Origin of the sequence: Mesorhizobium sp. M0991, assembly GCF_040318915.1 — a bacterium.
Lineage (GTDB): Bacteria > Pseudomonadota > Alphaproteobacteria > Rhizobiales > Rhizobiaceae > Mesorhizobium.
Genome location: NZ_JAMYNE010000029.1, coordinates 45,037 through 62,085, shown reverse-complemented (window position 1 = coordinate 62,085; position 17,049 = coordinate 45,037). Strand labels below are relative to the sequence as shown.

At 60.6% G+C, this 17,049-nt stretch carries 17 protein-coding genes; 11 read left to right on the top strand and 6 right to left on the bottom strand.

What is annotated here, in order from left to right:
• Positions 1-146: 146 nt before the first annotated feature.
• The 6 genes from NKH70_RS29020 to NKH70_RS28995 all read left to right on the top strand — a co-directional run bounded on the left by NKH70_RS29020 (position 147) and on the right by NKH70_RS28995 (position 4,048).
• Entirely contained in the window at positions 147-1,088 is a 942-nt protein-coding gene (locus tag NKH70_RS29020) for a DUF2493 domain-containing protein (protein WP_352509771.1), read from the top strand.
• A 63-nt stretch (positions 1,089-1,151) separates the two neighbouring features.
• The gene (locus NKH70_RS29015; protein ID WP_352443212.1) at positions 1,152-1,412 is read left to right on the top strand and encodes a type II toxin-antitoxin system prevent-host-death family antitoxin; all 261 of its coding nucleotides are present in this window, start codon (positions 1,152-1,154) and stop codon (positions 1,410-1,412) included.
• Positions 1,402-1,821, top strand: coding sequence for a hypothetical protein (locus NKH70_RS29010; protein ID WP_352442715.1), 420 nt, complete (start codon positions 1,402-1,404; stop codon positions 1,819-1,821). The genes NKH70_RS29015 and NKH70_RS29010 overlap by 11 nt, the downstream gene beginning before the upstream one ends.
• Before the next feature lie 266 nt (positions 1,822-2,087).
• Positions 2,088-2,621: a hypothetical protein gene (locus NKH70_RS29005; RefSeq protein ID WP_352509561.1), complete on the top strand. Its 534-nt coding sequence runs from the start codon at positions 2,088-2,090 to the stop codon at positions 2,619-2,621.
• 716 nt (positions 2,622-3,337) lie between these two features.
• Positions 3,338-3,661, top strand: coding sequence for a DUF736 domain-containing protein (locus NKH70_RS29000; RefSeq protein WP_006205585.1), 324 nt, complete (start codon positions 3,338-3,340; stop codon positions 3,659-3,661).
• A 57-nt stretch (positions 3,662-3,718) separates the two neighbouring features.
• Positions 3,719-4,048 carry a hypothetical protein gene (locus NKH70_RS28995; RefSeq protein ID WP_352509560.1) on the top strand — a complete coding sequence of 110 codons (330 nt, stop codon included), beginning with the start codon at positions 3,719-3,721 and terminating at the stop codon, positions 4,046-4,048.
• A 116-nt stretch (positions 4,049-4,164) separates the two neighbouring features.
• On the opposite strand, the gene NKH70_RS28990 is transcribed toward NKH70_RS28995, so the two are convergent.
• A complete protein-coding gene (locus tag NKH70_RS28990) occupies positions 4,165-4,572 on the bottom strand; it encodes a hypothetical protein (RefSeq protein WP_352509559.1) in 408 nt (135 codons plus the stop codon).
• Complete coding sequence (locus NKH70_RS28985) at positions 4,569-5,249, bottom strand: nucleotide-binding protein (protein WP_352509557.1); 681 nt, start codon at positions 5,247-5,249, stop codon at positions 4,569-4,571. Before NKH70_RS28985 ends, NKH70_RS28990 begins: the two co-directional genes overlap by 4 nt.
• Before the next feature lie 495 nt (positions 5,250-5,744).
• Here NKH70_RS28985 and NKH70_RS28980 point away from each other — a divergent pair, with 495 nt between their 5' ends.
• From NKH70_RS28980 to NKH70_RS28970, 3 genes are all read left to right on the top strand, one after another.
• Positions 5,745-6,152 carry a hypothetical protein gene (locus NKH70_RS28980; protein ID WP_352509556.1) on the top strand — a complete coding sequence of 136 codons (408 nt, stop codon included), beginning with the start codon at positions 5,745-5,747 and terminating at the stop codon, positions 6,150-6,152.
• The gene (locus NKH70_RS28975; protein WP_352509555.1) at positions 6,149-8,395 is read left to right on the top strand and encodes a relaxase/mobilization nuclease domain-containing protein; all 2,247 of its coding nucleotides are present in this window, start codon (positions 6,149-6,151) and stop codon (positions 8,393-8,395) included. The genes NKH70_RS28980 and NKH70_RS28975 overlap by 4 nt, the downstream gene beginning before the upstream one ends.
• A gap of 402 nt (positions 8,396-8,797) precedes the next feature.
• On the top strand, positions 8,798-9,436 hold the full coding sequence (locus tag NKH70_RS28970) for a hypothetical protein (protein ID WP_352509553.1): 639 nt from the start codon (positions 8,798-8,800) through the stop codon (positions 9,434-9,436).
• Between the two features lie 21 nt (positions 9,437-9,457).
• Here the strand turns inward: NKH70_RS28970 and NKH70_RS28965 are convergent, their stop codons facing one another.
• The 3 genes from NKH70_RS28965 to NKH70_RS28955 form a co-directional block, all read right to left on the bottom strand.
• Complete coding sequence (locus tag NKH70_RS28965; protein ID WP_352509552.1) at positions 9,458-11,119, bottom strand: DNA polymerase/3'-5' exonuclease PolX; 1,662 nt, start codon at positions 11,117-11,119, stop codon at positions 9,458-9,460.
• Between the two features lie 107 nt (positions 11,120-11,226).
• Entirely contained in the window at positions 11,227-13,095 is a 1,869-nt protein-coding gene (gene ligD, locus NKH70_RS28960) for a DNA ligase D (RefSeq protein WP_352509563.1), read from the bottom strand.
• Between the two features lie 4 nt (positions 13,096-13,099).
• Positions 13,100-13,555, bottom strand: a complete 456-nt coding sequence (locus NKH70_RS28955; protein ID WP_352509551.1) for a hypothetical protein — start codon at positions 13,553-13,555, stop codon at positions 13,100-13,102.
• Here NKH70_RS28955 and NKH70_RS28950 point away from each other — a divergent pair.
• Both NKH70_RS28950 and NKH70_RS28945 read left to right on the top strand, forming a co-directional pair.
• Positions 13,554-14,255 (top strand): Crp/Fnr family transcriptional regulator, encoded by a 702-nt coding sequence (locus NKH70_RS28950; RefSeq protein WP_352509550.1) that lies wholly within the window; start codon positions 13,554-13,556, stop codon positions 14,253-14,255. The genes NKH70_RS28955 and NKH70_RS28950 overlap by 2 nt on opposite strands.
• A gap of 81 nt (positions 14,256-14,336) precedes the next feature.
• Positions 14,337-14,582: a hypothetical protein gene (locus tag NKH70_RS28945; RefSeq protein WP_352509548.1), complete on the top strand. Its 246-nt coding sequence runs from the start codon at positions 14,337-14,339 to the stop codon at positions 14,580-14,582.
• A 319-nt stretch (positions 14,583-14,901) separates the two neighbouring features.
• On the opposite strand, the gene NKH70_RS28940 is transcribed toward NKH70_RS28945, so the two are convergent.
• Entirely contained in the window at positions 14,902-17,049 is a 2,148-nt protein-coding gene (locus tag NKH70_RS28940; RefSeq protein ID WP_352941335.1) for a type IV secretory system conjugative DNA transfer family protein, read from the bottom strand.

Sequence of the window (17,049 nt, the reverse complement as noted above, 5' to 3'; positions counted from 1 at the left end):
CGCCCCAGGCCCCCCCCGGGGCGGGGCCGAACGGGCGGGGGGGCGGTCCGCGGGGCCCGCGCCTGTGGCGGGGGGGCCGGGGGGGGGGGGGGGGGTTGGGCATGCCTGCCGTCTATGGGCGCGCCCACCACCGACGGAGACACGCCATGACCTACGACCATCCTCTCGACGACGCCTACGAGCCCTACCACGCCTCCTCGCCGACCGACCGCGTCATCCTCGAACTGCAGATGTACGGCCATCGACCGCATCAGGACGAACCTGATCCTCGGCCACTTCCCGACGACGAGGTGATCCGGGCCGGCCTCGCCGGGATCGTAGAAACCTTCGCCGGCATGCTCGGGGACACCAGGCTCGAACCCGATCTCGACGACCTGCTCTGGTCGTTCGCAAACGTCTTCCACCGTGCCGCCGAGCGTGTCGCCCGCAGCCTCGACCGCAACGAGGAGGCGCAGCGCTCGAGTCAGCAGGAGCAGGACGGCTCGGAGGTGAAGTCGGTCGAGCTGGAGCGGCTGACCGCGGAAGGCATCAGCTATATCGAGCGCCGCAACGTGCTCGAAATCATGCGCGATGAGGCCGCCGATCTCTACGAGGCACAAACCGGATCGGCATGGCGACCGCGCACCGGCTCCAAGGTCAGCCACCAGGCGATGACCGCTTCGGTGATCGACAGCCGCGACTTCCTCGCCGCCCGCCGACACGCCGAAACCGAGGTGCTCGTTCCAGCAGGGACCAAGATCGCCTTCGCCGGCGGCCTCGACTGCAACGATCACGACAGGATCTGGGACGCGCTCGACAAGGCTCGCGAGAAGCATCCCGACATGGTCCTGCTCCACGGCGGCAGCCCGCGCGGCGCCGAACGCATCGCCGCCTGCTGGGCCGAGAACCGCAAGGTCACCCAGATCGCCTTCAAGCCGGACTGGACCCGGCACGCCAAGGCAGCCCCGTTCCGCCGCAACGACCAGCTTCTCTCCGTGGTGCCCTACGGCCTGATCGTCTTTCCCGGCTCCGGCATTACCGACAACCTTGCCGACAAGGCCCGTCGGCTCGGCATCCCCGTCTGGCGGTTCGCGGAGGGCGGCGCGTGAGCGCCGTTTTCTTGCAAATCTGGCGAATCCAGATAATATGGAGATCGATCAAGGAGTCTAGCCATGCGCCAGTTCACGACGGGGGATCTCAACAAGCAGGTTGGCGACGTCACCGACGTTGCCAGCCGTGAACCCGTTATTCTTACCAAGCACCGGAAACCCCGGTTCGTGCTGATGAGTTACGAGCACTACGAACGGATGCGCATCGGCGGCGATCCCCGCCGCGCATACCATGTCGCCGAGATGCCGGAGGAACACACGGAACTCTTCGCCGCCGAGATCGACCGATTGGCGCGCGGGGAAGGATACGATGATGAGCGGTAGATTTCTGCCCGGTCAGGTGATCTCCTATCCTTATCTTTGGGCATGGCAATACGAGCGCGGCGAAACGGAAGGCCGCAAGAGCCGGCCGACCTGCGTGGTCATCGCTGTCCGCGGCGCAAGAGATGGCCTGACCCATCTCGCGCTCCTGGCTATAACCACCCAGCCACCGACCAGCGATCGGGTCGGTTTGGAAGTCTCCGCTATCGAGTGCCGCCGCGCCGGTCTGACCGATCTCAAACGCTGCTGGATCGTGGTTGACGAATACAACTACGATATTGCCGAACGCTCCTGGTACATCGAAGCCGACGGTAAGCCCCTCGGTCGTTTCAGCAAGGCATTCATGATGAAGATCGCAGGCGCCTTTATCGAAGCGCGCAGCGAGGGCCGCCGCGTCAGCCGTCTGGATTGACGTTCTCTTTTCGCGGCCATGCGCTCGATCCAGGACGGGAGCCTCTGGCTGGCCGACAAGACCACTAGCTCCAGCGCGAAGCGCCACTAGCCAGATGCGCGTAGCGCCTCCGGCAGCTGCAGGATCCGGGCTCTCGTCGCGGCGTCCCGCCGCTTCCCTGAGCCGGCTTCGCCGTCTCGGCCTTCGGTGACGATCCCTCGCGCAGGGCCAGGGGGGGAGGGCGGCCGCAACGGGGCGGGGGACGCTGGAGAGAAAGGAAAGTCACGATGTCGATGATATTCATAGGTGGATCACGCGAGATATTCGAGCTGCCGGAACCTGTCATCGCTCGCATCGGCGCAATCGTTGCTGCCGAGCACGGCGTGCTGATTGGCGACGCGTCTGGAGCCGATGCTGAGGCGCAGAGCCTGCTCGCGGGCTACAATTACGAGCATGTCGGGGTCTTCCATGCGGGCAAGGAACCCCGCAACAATCTGGGCGACTGGGCCGCCTACCATGTCCCGTCACCTGAAGGCACTCATGGATATTTGTTCCACGCCGCCAAAGACCGGGAGATGGCGCGGCGCGCCGACTTTGGGATGATGGTCTGGGACGGCGCATCACCCGGGACGGCCGTCAACGTGCTTCGGCTCGCCATCGCGAACAAGCCGTGCGTCATTTACGATCTGGCCAAGGGCAGCATGGCGACCACTTACAATGTGGGAGACTGGTGCACCATGCTTCGCCATGCCGGTCCGGACATTCGCAGCCAAGCCGAAGCCCGCATGACGGCGGACGAGCGTCTGGCGTTGCCAGGATGATGTACGCGCGGGCCCGCCGACAGCCCGGTTGGTCCGATCTCCGATATGCTTGATCTGGCCCCGCGCCCCCAACTCCACTTGTATGAACGGCCGGAGCCGGCCCCTTTCGAAACCGGCACACGCGCAGAGCCACGGGGCGTTGTGCAGGATGATCATCTTGACCCATCTCGCACCTGAAGCGGGTGCAAGCGTGCCGAACATCCTGGCTTGCTTGGTCACCCAACCTGGTTGCGAGGCATCGTCCCCAGAGGGGCGTGAAGTTCGCTGCCAGTCGGCTCCGATCTCGAAACTGCTGTGCCGCCATACCGAACGCGCAAGGCGGTTCACGCGTCATTGCTGCTGTTCGATGTGTTGGCAATGCCGACGATATGACCCGGAGGCTGCAGCATGTTCCTGCGATCCGGCAGCGTTGCGTCGGCGATCTAGCGATGGCGGCCTGAGTTCTTCTCCTTCGGTCGCATCCGGGGCCATTCCCGTTTCATGTCGCCTTTGTAGACGACCGCCTGCTTTCTGCGGTCAACCCCCGTTGGGGGTACACTCGGCGAATATTCAGGAAAATTCGATTTCTGTTTTTGTCTGCGGACAGGCGAAGGGCCTGCCCGCAATTTTTCGGCAAATAGAATTTTCCAGAATTTTCGCCGAGATGACCGCAGCAGGACGGCCCTCTCCTTTGGCGCCATCGGGAATGGTCCCGATGCAACCGAAGGAGAACTACCATGGCCACCACGATCGCAAACCTCACCACCAAGGCCGACGGCTCGATGGAAGGCGTCTTTGCCACGCTCCGGGTCAACGCCCCGATCACCCTTATCCCGAACACCAACAAGTCGCGCGAGGACGCCCCCGACTACCGGATCGTCAACAAGCGCACGGGCTTCGAGATCGGAGCCGGCTGGCACCGCATCTCCCAGCGTTCGGGCGAGGAATACCTTTCGGTCAAGCTCGAAGCCCCCGAGATTGGCGTCATCTTCGGCAATCTCGCTCCCGCCCCGGGTGGCGAGGAAAACAAGAAGGTCATCCTCTGGAACAACCCCCAGTGAGGCATCGCTGGCCGGCCCCGCAAGGGGCCGGCTCCCCACCGGCAAAAGGAGGTTGCAATGAGCCGTTACACAATCACTGTCACCGGGCAGGGGCGCTCAGACCAAGACGCTGTCATCGGTTACGACCCACCGCTTCGGACCTACTTCCTGCAAGCGTTCCCCCACGAAGAAACCGACGAGCCCCGTCTTTGGCTTGGCACCTACGATCGCGCGTTCGAAACGCTTGGATATCTTCGCCACGCCGCGACTGCGCACGGCTACGACTTCATGCCGCTGCCGCCCGAAATGGCTGCAAAGCTGGTCGAGGACAAAGCGGCACCTGGCGATCGTTCGGAACGGGACGGAATCCTCGGTGAACTGCTGAAACACCTCAACCAACCCGAGTAGGCAAACACATCTCAGGGCCCGCGACGGAACACTCCGTCGCGGGCCCTTTTTTGCGCGTCGCAAAGAGCCACGAACATCACCCGTCACAGCATGCGACAGCGACTCCAAACCGCCGATTATTCCTTTGGCAGTTTGTGCTTATGAACGCGGATATAATCCTGCACAGCCTTTCGCAGCAGTTCGGTCATGCTGTGCCCGTTGCTGATCGCCAGCAACTTGAACTGCCGCTGCTCCGCAGCCGTCAGGTAGTAACCGCAGCGGATCATCTCCTCCTCGCGAATCTTCTTTCCGGCGATGGGGTCCTTTTTCTGACCCTGCCGCAGCAGCTTGCGGAAATCGGGCCCGACTGCCGGGGACGGCTTTGTCGGTTCCTGCATCTGTAGCGTAGCTTGCTCCTTGATCCCTGACGGCTCGACCTTCGGTGGGATGAACATGCTCGGCAGTACGGGCGGCTGCGTGGAGATCGCCTTCATCATGCGGGCCTTCTTGTCGTCACCGGGTTTCGGCGCGGTCTCTTCACTCATGCCGCGTTCCTTGTGGCTTCGATGAAGGTTTGCAGAAGGTCGTCAAAGACCCCTTCGCTTTCGGCAACCGCCTTCGCGTCGGGCACCTCAGGGCTGTAAAGGGTCTGCCCGGTCTGAAGGTCGCGGTAGGCAACGCGATTGTGCAGGACGTGTTCTGCAATGGGCGTGCCGTTGGCCTGGATGATGGCGCGCAGTTCGGTCAGGGCTCGCGCCCTGCCATCGATGATGGTCTGCTTGGTCAGCACGAATATCGCAGGCAACGGTCTCCCCCGGCTCTCGACCGCCAGCGGGATGTAGTGGTCGGTAATCTGGATGGCGGCGGTCACATCGTCGAGGGCAAAATAGACCGGGACGACGACAATGTCAGCCGCGAAGAGCCCGGCCATGAGGTTGTCATTTGTGGTGCCTTCCGTATCGATCAAGACGACGGAACGCTCGCCGTTGTGAGTGGCTGCCGCGCGGAGGATTTCCTGCGGCGTCATCGCGCTCACCATCTGGAGCCTGTCAGGACGATTGCCAGCTTCGCCCAGCATCTGGAACCAGCGGTTCATGTTCTGCCGCCGGTCGCCGTCGATAAGAGTGACCGAATAGCCCCTATGCAGCGCGACGGATGCGAGGGTGCGCAGCATCGTCGATTTGCCAGTGCCACCCTTTGGGATCGCAGCGGAGATGATCATGGGGCCTCCTTCCCGCGTTGTCTCCTTGATTCCATGTTAACAAGGAAACAAGTCATCGTGGACACATGAAGCACAATCACGGTCCGAAACATGGTGACATTGTCGACGGGGAAGACTGGTTTGACAACCCATGCGCGCACCGAAGGGCTCGCTCAAGGGGGAGTTTTGCGCAGCTGCTATCTTCAGGGAAGAAGGGGGTCCGGGTGACCCATCGACTGCGCATTTCCGACTACGCTTTCCAACTACGCATCTCAGGCCGATGTTTCCATGTTAACATGGAAACAAGTCGTCAGCACATCATAGACACATCGCATCAAATCACGATGGGAACATTTCGCCCGCGCTGCTGCCGCTGACAACTAGGCTGGTGAGAAAACCCCGCCCGTATCTACAATTTCCCCCTCTTTCTAATGGCAGGATAGCCTATTTTGTGATACACACAAAATAGGCGGCGCGGCCCTGGCGGGCCTTAGCGCCCGCAAGCGGGCTTGAGAGATGGATGCAGACGCCCAGAAAGCAGCGGTAAAGAGCGCGTCACGACGCTATGGCGAGGTGACGCACATCCGGTTTTCGGCTGACGAGCTGGCCAACCTCAAAGCCATTGCGGAGCGGGATGGGGTTACCGTCAGCGAGGTCGTGCGGCGTCTCGTGCGGGCAGAGGTCGGGCATCTGCCTATCGCATCAGAGGCGTTGCGGCCGGCGATCGTGGACATGACCGATCAGCTGCGGCGCGTCGGCATCAATTTCAATCAGGCCGTGCGCGCGATGAACGACGGCCGTGTTGCCCACGACGAGGATCTTGAACAGGCGCTGGTCGCGGTGGGCGACCTCGTGCGGCAGTTTCGCGAGGAACTGAAAACGATGACCGTCGCGTCTCGCAAGGCTAGGGAGGCCAAGCCATGAGCGGTCGTCTTGCTGGCTACGCTGCCGAAATAGAACGCTATCTGCGGGGCGAGTCCGGCGTGAAGCGTGAGGAGCTGGACGACGACAAGTCACTGACGGGCGCCCGACGCGAGGCTGGCGAATTCCAGGCGATGAAGAGTTATCAACTGACCGGTGGCGGCGGACGCCTCGGGCAAGGACAAACCGGCTCGACCGTAGGTGGCGGCAGGAGCGCCCCTCGTTCTTCGCCGGGAGTAACAGGAGTGGTGGGGAGCTCCGTCTCCAGCGGTGCACCGAAGTCCGTTGCTGCTGCGAGCTCGCCCAAGGCCGCTAGCGCGCCGATCATGGTCTATGGCGCCACGCTCGCCGGTTTCCGGCCGGAAGAGGAGGAGGAAGACTGGAAGCGGCGCGGCGGCGGAGGCCGTGGCCGTGGTGCTGTTCGTCCGAGCGGTACAGGGCGAGCAGCGCGGGCGGGCTATCAGGCGCGGGCCGTGGCGGCACGGGCAGGCTATGCGGCGGGTGCGCAGCCTGCCGTGTTTAAAGTCATGCCCAATCCTCCGTCGACCAAGGAAGCCGCCGCGCGGCTGCTTAACTACATCGGGAAGCGCGAGGACGAAAAAGGCGAGAAACACGACATCGAGATTTTTGACGAGGACGGGCAGGTCCTTGCGACAGGCGGCGCACGAAAGGCGTTCCTGGAAACGTTTTGCGAGACGTTCGAACCACCCCTGGAAAACACCAATTTTATCGAGGTTCGTTTCGAGCTCGCCGGCGAGATCACCGATGCCGCCGTGAGCGAGGCATTGAACAACGCCTTCGGTGCAAAACCGTTCATCTATGCGCAGGATGGACAAACGGTTCAGGTTTACGCGCACACCGATGAGCGGGCCGGGCCGCTCGCCAAGGTGCTGGCCGGCGGTCGGGAAAATTCGCGCAGCAAGGCGCTCGAGAAGATCGAGGCGCGCTTGTCTGAAGCCATGGGCGCGGCGAGGGTGGTCGCCAAGGCAGAGGTGATGGCGGCCGTGAGCCGTGAACCCAAAGCGAAATATTTCTTGCAGAAGTTCATCCGCACCCACAGCCACGTCCGCCACGCAAATCGCGAGGCTGTGCCCGGGGTGAAGAATTCCACCAAGGCGGCGGCTGCGGTCTACGAACAATGGCGCCCGCAGTTTTCGGGGCGTGAGCGCCGCAATGCCTATCACCTGCTTTTCTCGGCAAGAGCCGGCACCGATGCCAACGCCGTCATGGCCGCGGCGCGCGCCGTGCTCGAGGAGCGCGCGCCAGGATACAAGTTCGTCCTGGCGCATCACAAGGACACCAAGCACGTCCATATCCATGCGATGGTGCAGGCACGGTCAGCCGACGGCGAGCGCCTGAAATTCTACAAGCCTGATCTCGCAGCTTGGCGCGAGACTTTTGCGGAAAAAGCACGCGAGAACGGCATTGCGATGGTGGCGACGCGGCGCATGGATCATGCGATGACACGGCCATTCACGAAGGAGCATGCTGGAGCTTATAGCCGCGCCCAGAGCGATCCGCGCTACCAGGTCAGCGCCAGGACGATCGAGCGAGTGGAGGCCAAGCGGCAACGCCGTTTGGATGGACAATCCCTAGTCGTGAACGGCGATGCAATCGCTGCCGCATGGCAAAAGACTGTGACGACGATGCGGACCGCGGGCATAGTCGGTCAGGCTCTCACGGCAGCGGAGTCGATCGGCAACAATTTTCTGCAGTTCCGCCGCGATCGAACAGGGGAGGGGCAACCAGGTCCTGCTGCGGGTCGCGGAGCTGATCAATTGGGGCAGAAGTCTTTCCTGTCCCATCCCGGTATGAGAGAATTGAATGCACTGATAGGAGATTTGGACATGGCGCAAACCCCCTTGGAAATGCGGCGTCAGATGGCCCGCGTCAATCAGGCTCTCGACAACATGCGCGAGACGCTGCCGCCGGCGCATCAAGGACAGTTCGAACAGTATCGTGAAGAGGTCAACGACAAGATGCACGACCGTCTGGCGCGGCTGCAATTCGAGCGGCAGCAGCAGCGTCGTGGTGGCGGCGGTGGCGAGCCGATCCCCGAGCGCGAGGTGCGCGGTCGGGATCTTCCAACTCGGGACGATCCCCGCGAGCCGGAGCAGCCGCGCACCGGCACCGAGCAGGAGAAGGTAAGAGCCAAGCAGAAGGACGCCAAAAAGCAGAAGGCTCAGCAGGCTGAAGAGCACGACCGCAAGACGCAGCGCTCAAACGACAACGATTACGAGCGTTGAGCAAGGGCCAACCTAGCGTCCTCGCGTGGCGGTCTATCAAATCGACGCATTCGTCATAGAATGATCAGTTGGATGGCAGCAAAACGCCTTCGTTTCTGCCGTTCAGGGTGACGATCCAGATGCTCCAAAGCATACGTCTGTTGATCGCTGCGAGCTCCCCGTCTTCATTGACCCGCCTCCATCAGATGCAGCGTATTAGTGTCTGCTATCGGCCCCAAGCCGCGGCAACGCACTCTGTGAGATAAACTCTGCCGCTTCCCGTTAGCCGAAGTTGCAAGCGGCCCCGCCAACAATCGTGGTTGCGCCTTTAGGCATCGTGGTTGAGACCGCTGGCGGATTAAACTCATGTTGGCTTTGCGATCAGCTCACGCTGCCGACAATCGGTGCCCTATATAAAGGGGCATGTCCAAGCGCCGAAAACTCAATGCAATAGCGAAGCTGATTGGAGAGTGGCCTTTAACCCCGGCTGCAACGCTTGGATCGTCCGTCAGAGCGAGGGGCATTTTTCTCGAAATACGCGCTCGACTTCCGACGGAGTTCAGGAAACTGCTCCATATCGAGTCCCGGGTGCTTACCCTGCGCCTGTCTGAGGGCGCGGAGAATGATGTGCGGGTGGTATTCGGGATCGTATCAAACGCACTGCAGAATATCGAAGACCTGCCCGTAATCCCCCGTGAAATCGAGGACATTTTGACGATCTCGACGGCCGAACGGCACCGCTGGCTGAAAGATGGTCGCTTGCAGAGCGCCGGGACGAAAACGGTGAAACTCCGCGGGCGGGCAAGGAACATCACCTTTCACGTGTTCGACCCGCAGCACGTGGAGGATGTGCTTGACCGCGACCTGGTCACGGTCTGGCGCGAACAGGACGCAGCGACGGCTGCAGAGAATAGGCGGCGAGCCGCTGGGAAGGCCGCTATGAAACGCGCTCAAAGAAGAGGGCGCGGAACTGCTGCTTCAGCTGGCTATGGCCCCGATGAGAACTCGGACTCCAGTTTGCGCGGCTGGGAAGATTTCGAGAATGACGGACTCCTGCGCTGATAGGCCGGGCGCACAAGCAGGTCAGAACGTTTGCCTGCGGCGTGCGAGATGCGCAAGGAGTGCCGTCAAACGCATCGTATTCAAGACCCGCTTCGCAGGGACTCCGCCCTTGCGCGCCATCTCGACACCCCAATGCATGTGGTCGAGTTCGCGGATCGAATGAGCGTCCGGATTGATGCTGAAGATGCAGCCCTGATCGAGTGCCTTTTGATGCCAGCGCCAGTCGAGGTCGAGTCGCCACGGATGTGCATTGATTTCGACAGCGACGCCGTGTTTCGCACACGCTTTGAGGACTCTGTCGATGTCGAGATCATAACCGGGCCGGCGCAACAGCTGGCGACCGGTCATGTGCCCGATGATCGTCGTCCGAGGATTTCCGATCGCTTCAATGATACGCTCCGTCTGCTCCTTCTTGGGCAACTTGAAGCGGCTGTGCACGCTCGCGACGACGAAATCGAACTGCTCCAGGATATCATTCGGGTAATCGAGCGAGCCATCCGCCAGGATGTCCGCCTCGATGCCCTTCAGTATGCGAAATTTTCCTTTGTATGCCTTGTTCAGCCCGTCAGCTTCGCGGTGCTGTTCAGCAATCTCCTGCAACGAAAGGCCGCCTGCGTAGTGAGCGGACTGCGAATGATCGGCGACACCATAGTATTCGAAACCGCGCCTGTGCGTGGCTTCAGCCATTGCCTCAAGCGTTTCGGTGCCATCGGATGCGGTCGTGTGAGAATGCAGGATGCCATGCAGATCTTCATCCCGAATGAGAGCGGGTAGCTTGTGCTTTGCCGCTCGCTCGATCTCGCCCCTACCTTCGCGCAATTCTGGCTCGATAAACTGCAAGTCTAGAGCTTGGTACATTTCTTCTTCTGTCGCTGACGCGATCAGCTTTCTCCCGCGATGAAGCCCGTCGGCATTTAGGGTGAATCCCTTGTTGGCCGCGAACGTCTTCAGTTGCTCAAGGTGATCTGCCGAACCGGTCGCTTCGAGCAGGCTCGCGCCAAAGTGCTTCCTGTCCGTGACAACAAGCCTGAGGGTCGTCTCCTCGATACAAGTCGATTTTTCGGCCTGCGCTACCAGGGCGAAGTCGGAAACGAGTTCGCAACCGCGCCGGAAGTCACCTGCAATTTCGACGCGCGAAAACTCTGGATGCTCTTGCTTCACCGATATGACCGCATGTTCGAGAAGAGCGGCGGCCTTGTGCAGGTGAAGTTGCGTTTCGCCGCTTCGCACAATGGCCAGGTTCTGCAGGAGCTTTGTCTGAAGCGCAGCGCCGAGTCCTTTGACCGGGCGTATGCGGTCTTCTCTTGCCGCGGCCTCGAGCTCCGCCAGCGAGTTCACGCCGAGCGCCTGATGAAGCTTCAGTATCTTATCGGGACGAAGCCCGGGTATGGCAAACAGCTCCATCACGCCCGCTGGAACATCCTCGCGCAGCTTCTCAAGCCTCGGGTGCGTGCCGGTTTGGTAAAGCTTGGTCACGATATCTGCGATAGCATCACCGATCCCCGGGATCTTGGTGAGGGCGCCGGCGGCGATGATCCGATCAAGCGGCTGCGATAGCGCCGTGAGACTGTCCGCGGCGCGCAGGTATGCCTTTGTGCGATAGGGATTGTCGCCGCGCATGGACGCCCGTTGCGCATATTCCCTCAAAAGATTGGCGACGGTCATCGGATCGATTTTTGCCATGGCTTCAGCCAAACGAGGCCGATCTCCGCAGGTTCCAATCAGGCAGGGCCATGAGCGCCGCGTTGCCCTTTGAATGCTGGCTTTACTGACTCTTCCCGCGTCGGACGCTACAGATTGGGCAAGGATTGGTCAGCGCGACCCCATCCAGCCAGAGCTTTGGAGGCTGCGCGTTTCTTTAATTCAGGAGCATCGCCCACGTGGAAATGTGAGGGCGCATCTATTGTCTTCATCTCCGCCCACGTGATCGGTGCCGCCACAGGGGCGCCCGGACGTGATCTTGCGCTGTAGGGCATGATCGCGGTCGCCCCGCGCTGATTGCGTAGATAGTCAACAAAGATGCGACCCTTGCGGCGCGCCTTTGACAACACGGCCGTGAAATGGGCCGGATCGCTCTGGGCGACCGCCTGCGCCAGGCGAGACGCGAAGTCCTTCACCTGGGGCCACTCGGCGCCAGGGATGAGGGGCGCGATGATGTGCACTCCTTTGCCTCCCGTCAGCATCGGGAAAGTCGTAAGCCCCAGCGATTTAAGGATAGCGCGGAACTGAAAGGCAGCGGCGCGGACAGCCTCAAAATCGAGGCCTTCATCGGGGTCCAGGTCGAACACGAGGCGGTCGGCCTTTTCGACATCCTCGATCCGAGCCCCCCATCCATGCAGCTCGATCGTTCCCATCTGGACGCACGTCATCAGTCCTTCGGCATCGTCGATATAGAGATATGGTTCCTCGTGCCCGTCCTTCTCCGTGATGCCGACGTGGTGGACTTTGTCGCCAAAGCTGCCGGCGTCGTGTTTTTGGAAGAAGCACTTCTTCGCGCGGCCCTGTGGGCATCGAACCAGACTGATCGGCCGGCTGCCAACCCAAGGAAGCATGATCGCCGCGACCGCCGTATAATGGTCGGCGAGCTGTCCCTTGGTGATGTTGGAATCCGGATAGATCACGCGGTCACGGTTACTTATCGCGACGGTTGTCGCAGACGCGGCGAGATCGGCTGCATGACGTTCCATCTCGACCACGACCGCCTCCGGCTTCTTGTCTTCGCGGAGACCAAGATAGCTCGGATGTCGTAATGTCCCTTCATTTGTCATTTCGGTGAAAGCAATCTCAGCGACCAGTTTCGGACGGAGCCAGTGTGCGCCGCGCACTTCGGCGCGTGGTGCGTCGACGGTCGCGGCCTTCTGCTCAAGCGGCGCCATGATCTTCAAGAGACGAAGAAGTTCAGCGGTATCGAAGCCGGTGCCGACTTTCCCGGCGTAACGCAGCTTGCCGCCGTCATGAACGCCAAGGATCAAGGACCGAAAAGCTCGGACCTTGTCGGACGGCGTCCAGCCGACAATCACAAACTCCTGCCGCCTGATGCATTTGATCTTCAGCCAGCTTGCGCCGCGGGCTCCCACATAACTCGAGTCCGCGAGCTTTGAAATGACGCCCTCAAGACCGGCTGCGCAGAAACGATCGAGCAACTCTTCTCCGCGACCGAGGATATGGTCGGAGTAGCGAAGGACGGGATTTTTCGCGGGCAAGATCGCCTCCAGTTTCGCCTTGCGCTCAAGGAGAGGAAGCCTAGTCAGGTCTTCGCCGTCGAGCTGCAGCAGATCGAACGCATAAAAGTCGATAGTCGCCGGGGCACCCTTCAATGCATTCTGAAGCGCCTGGAAGTTAGATCTTCCATCCGCATCGACAACCACGGCCTCGCCGTCAATCAGGGCGGAGCGCACCTTGAGCCTGCAAGCCTCGGAGAGGATCGAGGGAAAACGGCTAGACCAGTCCAGACCAGATCTTGTATAGGCTCGCGCCTTGCCACCGCCGACGGCAACGAGAATACGATAGCCGTCGTATTTCATCTCATGGATCCAACGATCGCTGGCAGGAACTGTGTCCACGAGCGTTGCGAGCTGGACCGGCCGGAAAGCGGGCGGCGCTAAAGTGACCTCGGCACGAGCGTGGGACTTCGCTTCACTAGCGCTTGATCCATTGATTGCCCTACGCGACGTTGGCTTGACCCTTCTGACCTAAACCACACTCAAGACGAAACAGCGTTATCTGCGTCCAACGCGCGACTACTTCTTTAGTTTCACTGCAGACCGTATCGAGCTTTTCGCGATCATTTTGCCGACCCGCTTGAGCGCATCGGCCTGAGGCCGTGCTTCCTGCCTCCGGACCTTCCACCTTCCCAATCTGCGCACACAGCTCACTGGCAATAATTAAGAGCAGGAACGTGCCCTCGAATGCCGCCGCAGCGTATCCGCTTTCTGCCATCGGCCTTAAAACCCCGGTTGGGCCTCCACCGAGGGAGCCGACTTTCCCCAGCTTTTCGCCAGCGGCGGATTCTTTGCCAGTCACGCATTTGAAGCCTATGCTGTCGCATCGGTCGCCAGATCCTTCGGACGCAGCCGACAGTAAGAGGTACGTGCTCTTGCCCGTATGGGAGAGAGCCATGCCCCAATCCCTTCTTCGCAACCATGTATTGAAAACCCTCTCCCCGGAGGATTTCGAGCTACTGCAGCCGTCAATGCATCACGTCGAACTCGGTATCAAAGCCCAGCTTGAAGTCTCATATCAGCCGATCGAGCGTGTGTATTTTCCAGAGATGGGCATCGCGTCGGTAGTCGCCACCATGACCGGTGGGCGGCAAAGTGAAGTCGGCATCGTCGGCCATGACGGCATGACCGGAGTGGCCGTTATCCTCGGCCAGGACAGGTCTCCCAACGAAACCTATATCCAGGTCGCCGGTAATGGCTGGATCCTCCCGGTTGAAGCCCTTCGCTCTGCGATTGCGGCGAGCCAATCCCTTCGCGAGTCACTGCTGCGCTATGCCCACGCGTTCCTTATCCAGTCCTCCCGGACCGCACTCGTCAACGGCCATTCGAAAATCGAGGAGCGGTTGGCCCGCTGGTTGCTGATGGTCCAAGACCGCGTCGAAGGAAGCAAGATCTACCTGACGCATGAATTTCTGGCGACCATGCTTGGCGCCCGGCGACCCGGTGTCACCACTGCCCTCCAAATGCTTGAATATCGGGGGCTGGTTCACGCCAGGCGCGGCGAGATCACGATTGTCGACCGCGTTGGAATGATCCAACTCACACATGGTGCTTACGGAGAGGAGGAGCAAAGTCACTTCGGCCTAGCCTCCACCTAATTGTCCTGAATCGGACAAACCCTTGCAGGCTACCGAATTCGTGCCGTAAATCGTGTTGAGGGTTCTAGGGAGGCATTCTCGATGACCAGCACTTTTCACACAGTCACGGTTGAAAAGGCGGCAGAGGCCTATGTCCGTTCCAGAGGCAAGGCCCAGTTCCTGTCCATCGCACAGTCGATCCGCGCTATTAGAACTCTCATGCCCGCATGCAAGGCTACCGACCACGAGTTGGAGGAGTTGCTGGCAGCGGCATCCATCATTCACGGTGTGCCCGTCGCTTTCGATGCAAAAACAGCCGATGGCGTAGAGCCACGGCTCCATTCGTAGGCCATAGATGCCTGCGCTCGCGCAGAGGCCTACCTTGTCGGACGTTCGCCAGGCGATTGTCCGCTACCTTATCGACGGTGTCGTCAGGCCGTGCATTTCGATATCCGAGGTTAGCCACGCCGTAAGGGGAACATTTCCGCTTTGCGAACTCACGGATTGGGAACTTGGCGATCTCATTGCGCGAAGTGCCATCGACGCAGGATTCGCGATTGAGTTCGACGCGGATTCTTGAGACACCTGTTGAGGCATGTGTCGTCGACGATTTCGTGCGACAAAGGCACGATAGACAATGACCTCTCCGCCGCATCGGAATGCTAGCCTACCCATCGACTACATCAGGCAAAGTATCTTCGACGACGCTCAAATTTCGATCGAAAGCCTCGGTGTCGGATGCGTGAGCTCGGAGAGATCGCACCCTGTTTAGGATAGCCGCAACCGCCGATTCTTTTTCGGGCGCTATGCGTGTTGTTACCGCTTTGGCCGCCAACGCGGAAAAATCTATGGCGGGATAGACTGGCGCGACTGCAGCGTCGGCTTTCGGCCGTTCCTTTACGATTGTGCGCCGGCCGCGCGGCGGAGCCATACGGCCGGCTTTTGCTGCGAATGTCGCGCCGCGCCGTACGCGGGTCTGCAAGAGGCCGGAGCGGTACGCGGGTGCTGTCGGCACAATCGTCGGGAGCGCAGGAGATGGAACCGCCGCAGAGAGGTCCAACGCAGGGCTTTTCGTGCGCGAAGAGTCGGTAGAGGCGGGCAGGGGCATGAACGCGCGTTTGGCGAGCTGGCCGTCGGCGAAATAGAAATTGCGCGTTCCAAGGATTGGCAGTTCGCCACGGGGCAATATGATGACCTTGTTCTTATCGAGCGTACGGATTTCATCCGGCCTCATGAGGGGCCGCCGCACTTGCTTGCGGTGCTCCGAGCGCGTGTAGTAGGTGTCGAACAACGTTGCCTTGGTGCGCGTCACGTCCTTTTGCACGTCCGACGTTTCGCCGAGCTGCTCGGAAACGTAGCGCAGATCGTCAGCGTCCTGCGCGCCGAAAAAGATCTGCACGCGAGCCGCGTTGATAAGCGTCTTGCGCCCTTCCTGGCGATAGATCTCGTCTACAGCCTTCAGCGACTGCACGAAAAACCACATGGAAACACTATTACCGCCTAGCACACTGGCCATTTCGGTCACGTTCTCGAGCTTGCCGAGGTTCTGGAACTCGTCGAGCAGCACAAGCACCGGATGCTCTTCCGGACGTGGCATGGTTTCCGACATGAAGTTCATCATCTGCGTAATCAGGACGTTGAACAACGGTCCAAGCGACGTAATCTGCTCGCGCCGCACGTCGAGATAGAGAGAAATCCGGTCACGCTTGAGCATGCGAATATCGAACGTGCTGCGCGACGTAGCTCGCATCAGGCGCTCGTTGAGGAAGGGGGCCATGCCGGTCCGGACGCCGGCGTAGATTCCGGAAAACTGCCGCTCAGACATCTCAAAATATGGCAACAGGGTTTGCAGCGTGAAATGCGAACATTCGCGGCGGCGTTCCTCGCGCAGCGAGCCGATGAATTCCAGGAGCGGCTGCTCAGCACCGTTCATGATCTCGAGGATTGTGGAGAAGGTCTTCGTCTCGTTCGGGATCGCAGGCGATTCCATGACGAAGGATGCGATGCCCGTAAAGAGGAGGCGGGCATCGTTGACCCAATAGGGATCTGCGTTCGAGGGGGGGCGCGGAAACAGCGCCGCAGCGATGTTGCGAAGGTCGATGTCGCGCTGTGCCGAGTCCAGCGAGATGAAGTCCATCGGATTGTAGCATGCGGTATTGCCGTCCGGATCAGCCGGCGCGAAACGCACCACGCGGCTCATGGTCGAACGGTAACCAGCAGTCGCCGCATAGGTCTCACCCCGTAGGTCGAGAACGACGAGCGAATGCGGCCAGGTCAAGGCGTTCGGGATGATGAGAGACGTACCTTTACCGGACCGCGGCGGCCCTATGACGAAGCCGCCAACATCATCGCCATCAATCCACAATTTCTTGCCGCCGATCAGCTTGCGCTGCGTCAAGCGAATCTTGCCGGAGCGCTGATCGCGGCCGGGTGAAAGAATTTCGGCAAGCCTGCCGCCGGCTCGACCGACGAAGACGCCGCCCACTTTCGTCAGCCCGGTTTTCGATACGTCGCTCATAGTCATGAAGCGAGAGTCATTGCGCTTTCTCGGACGCATGAGAAACAAGCTGACCAGTGGCAAGAGAAACCCTAATGCTCCTGCCGCAACGGCGTATTGTATCCTGCTAAAATTCCCCGACATCGTGTCCGCCCACGCCAGACGAACGACCGGCAGAGGATTGGCGTTCAACTGGTCGAACAGAAAGTGGGAGCCGGTCCGGTACCAATCCGTCGCGGCATAGGCGACCGTGAAGGCCAGGGCGCCCAAGGCCATCGCCATGAGTATCATGAAAATTGCTGTTGCGATTTTCTGCAT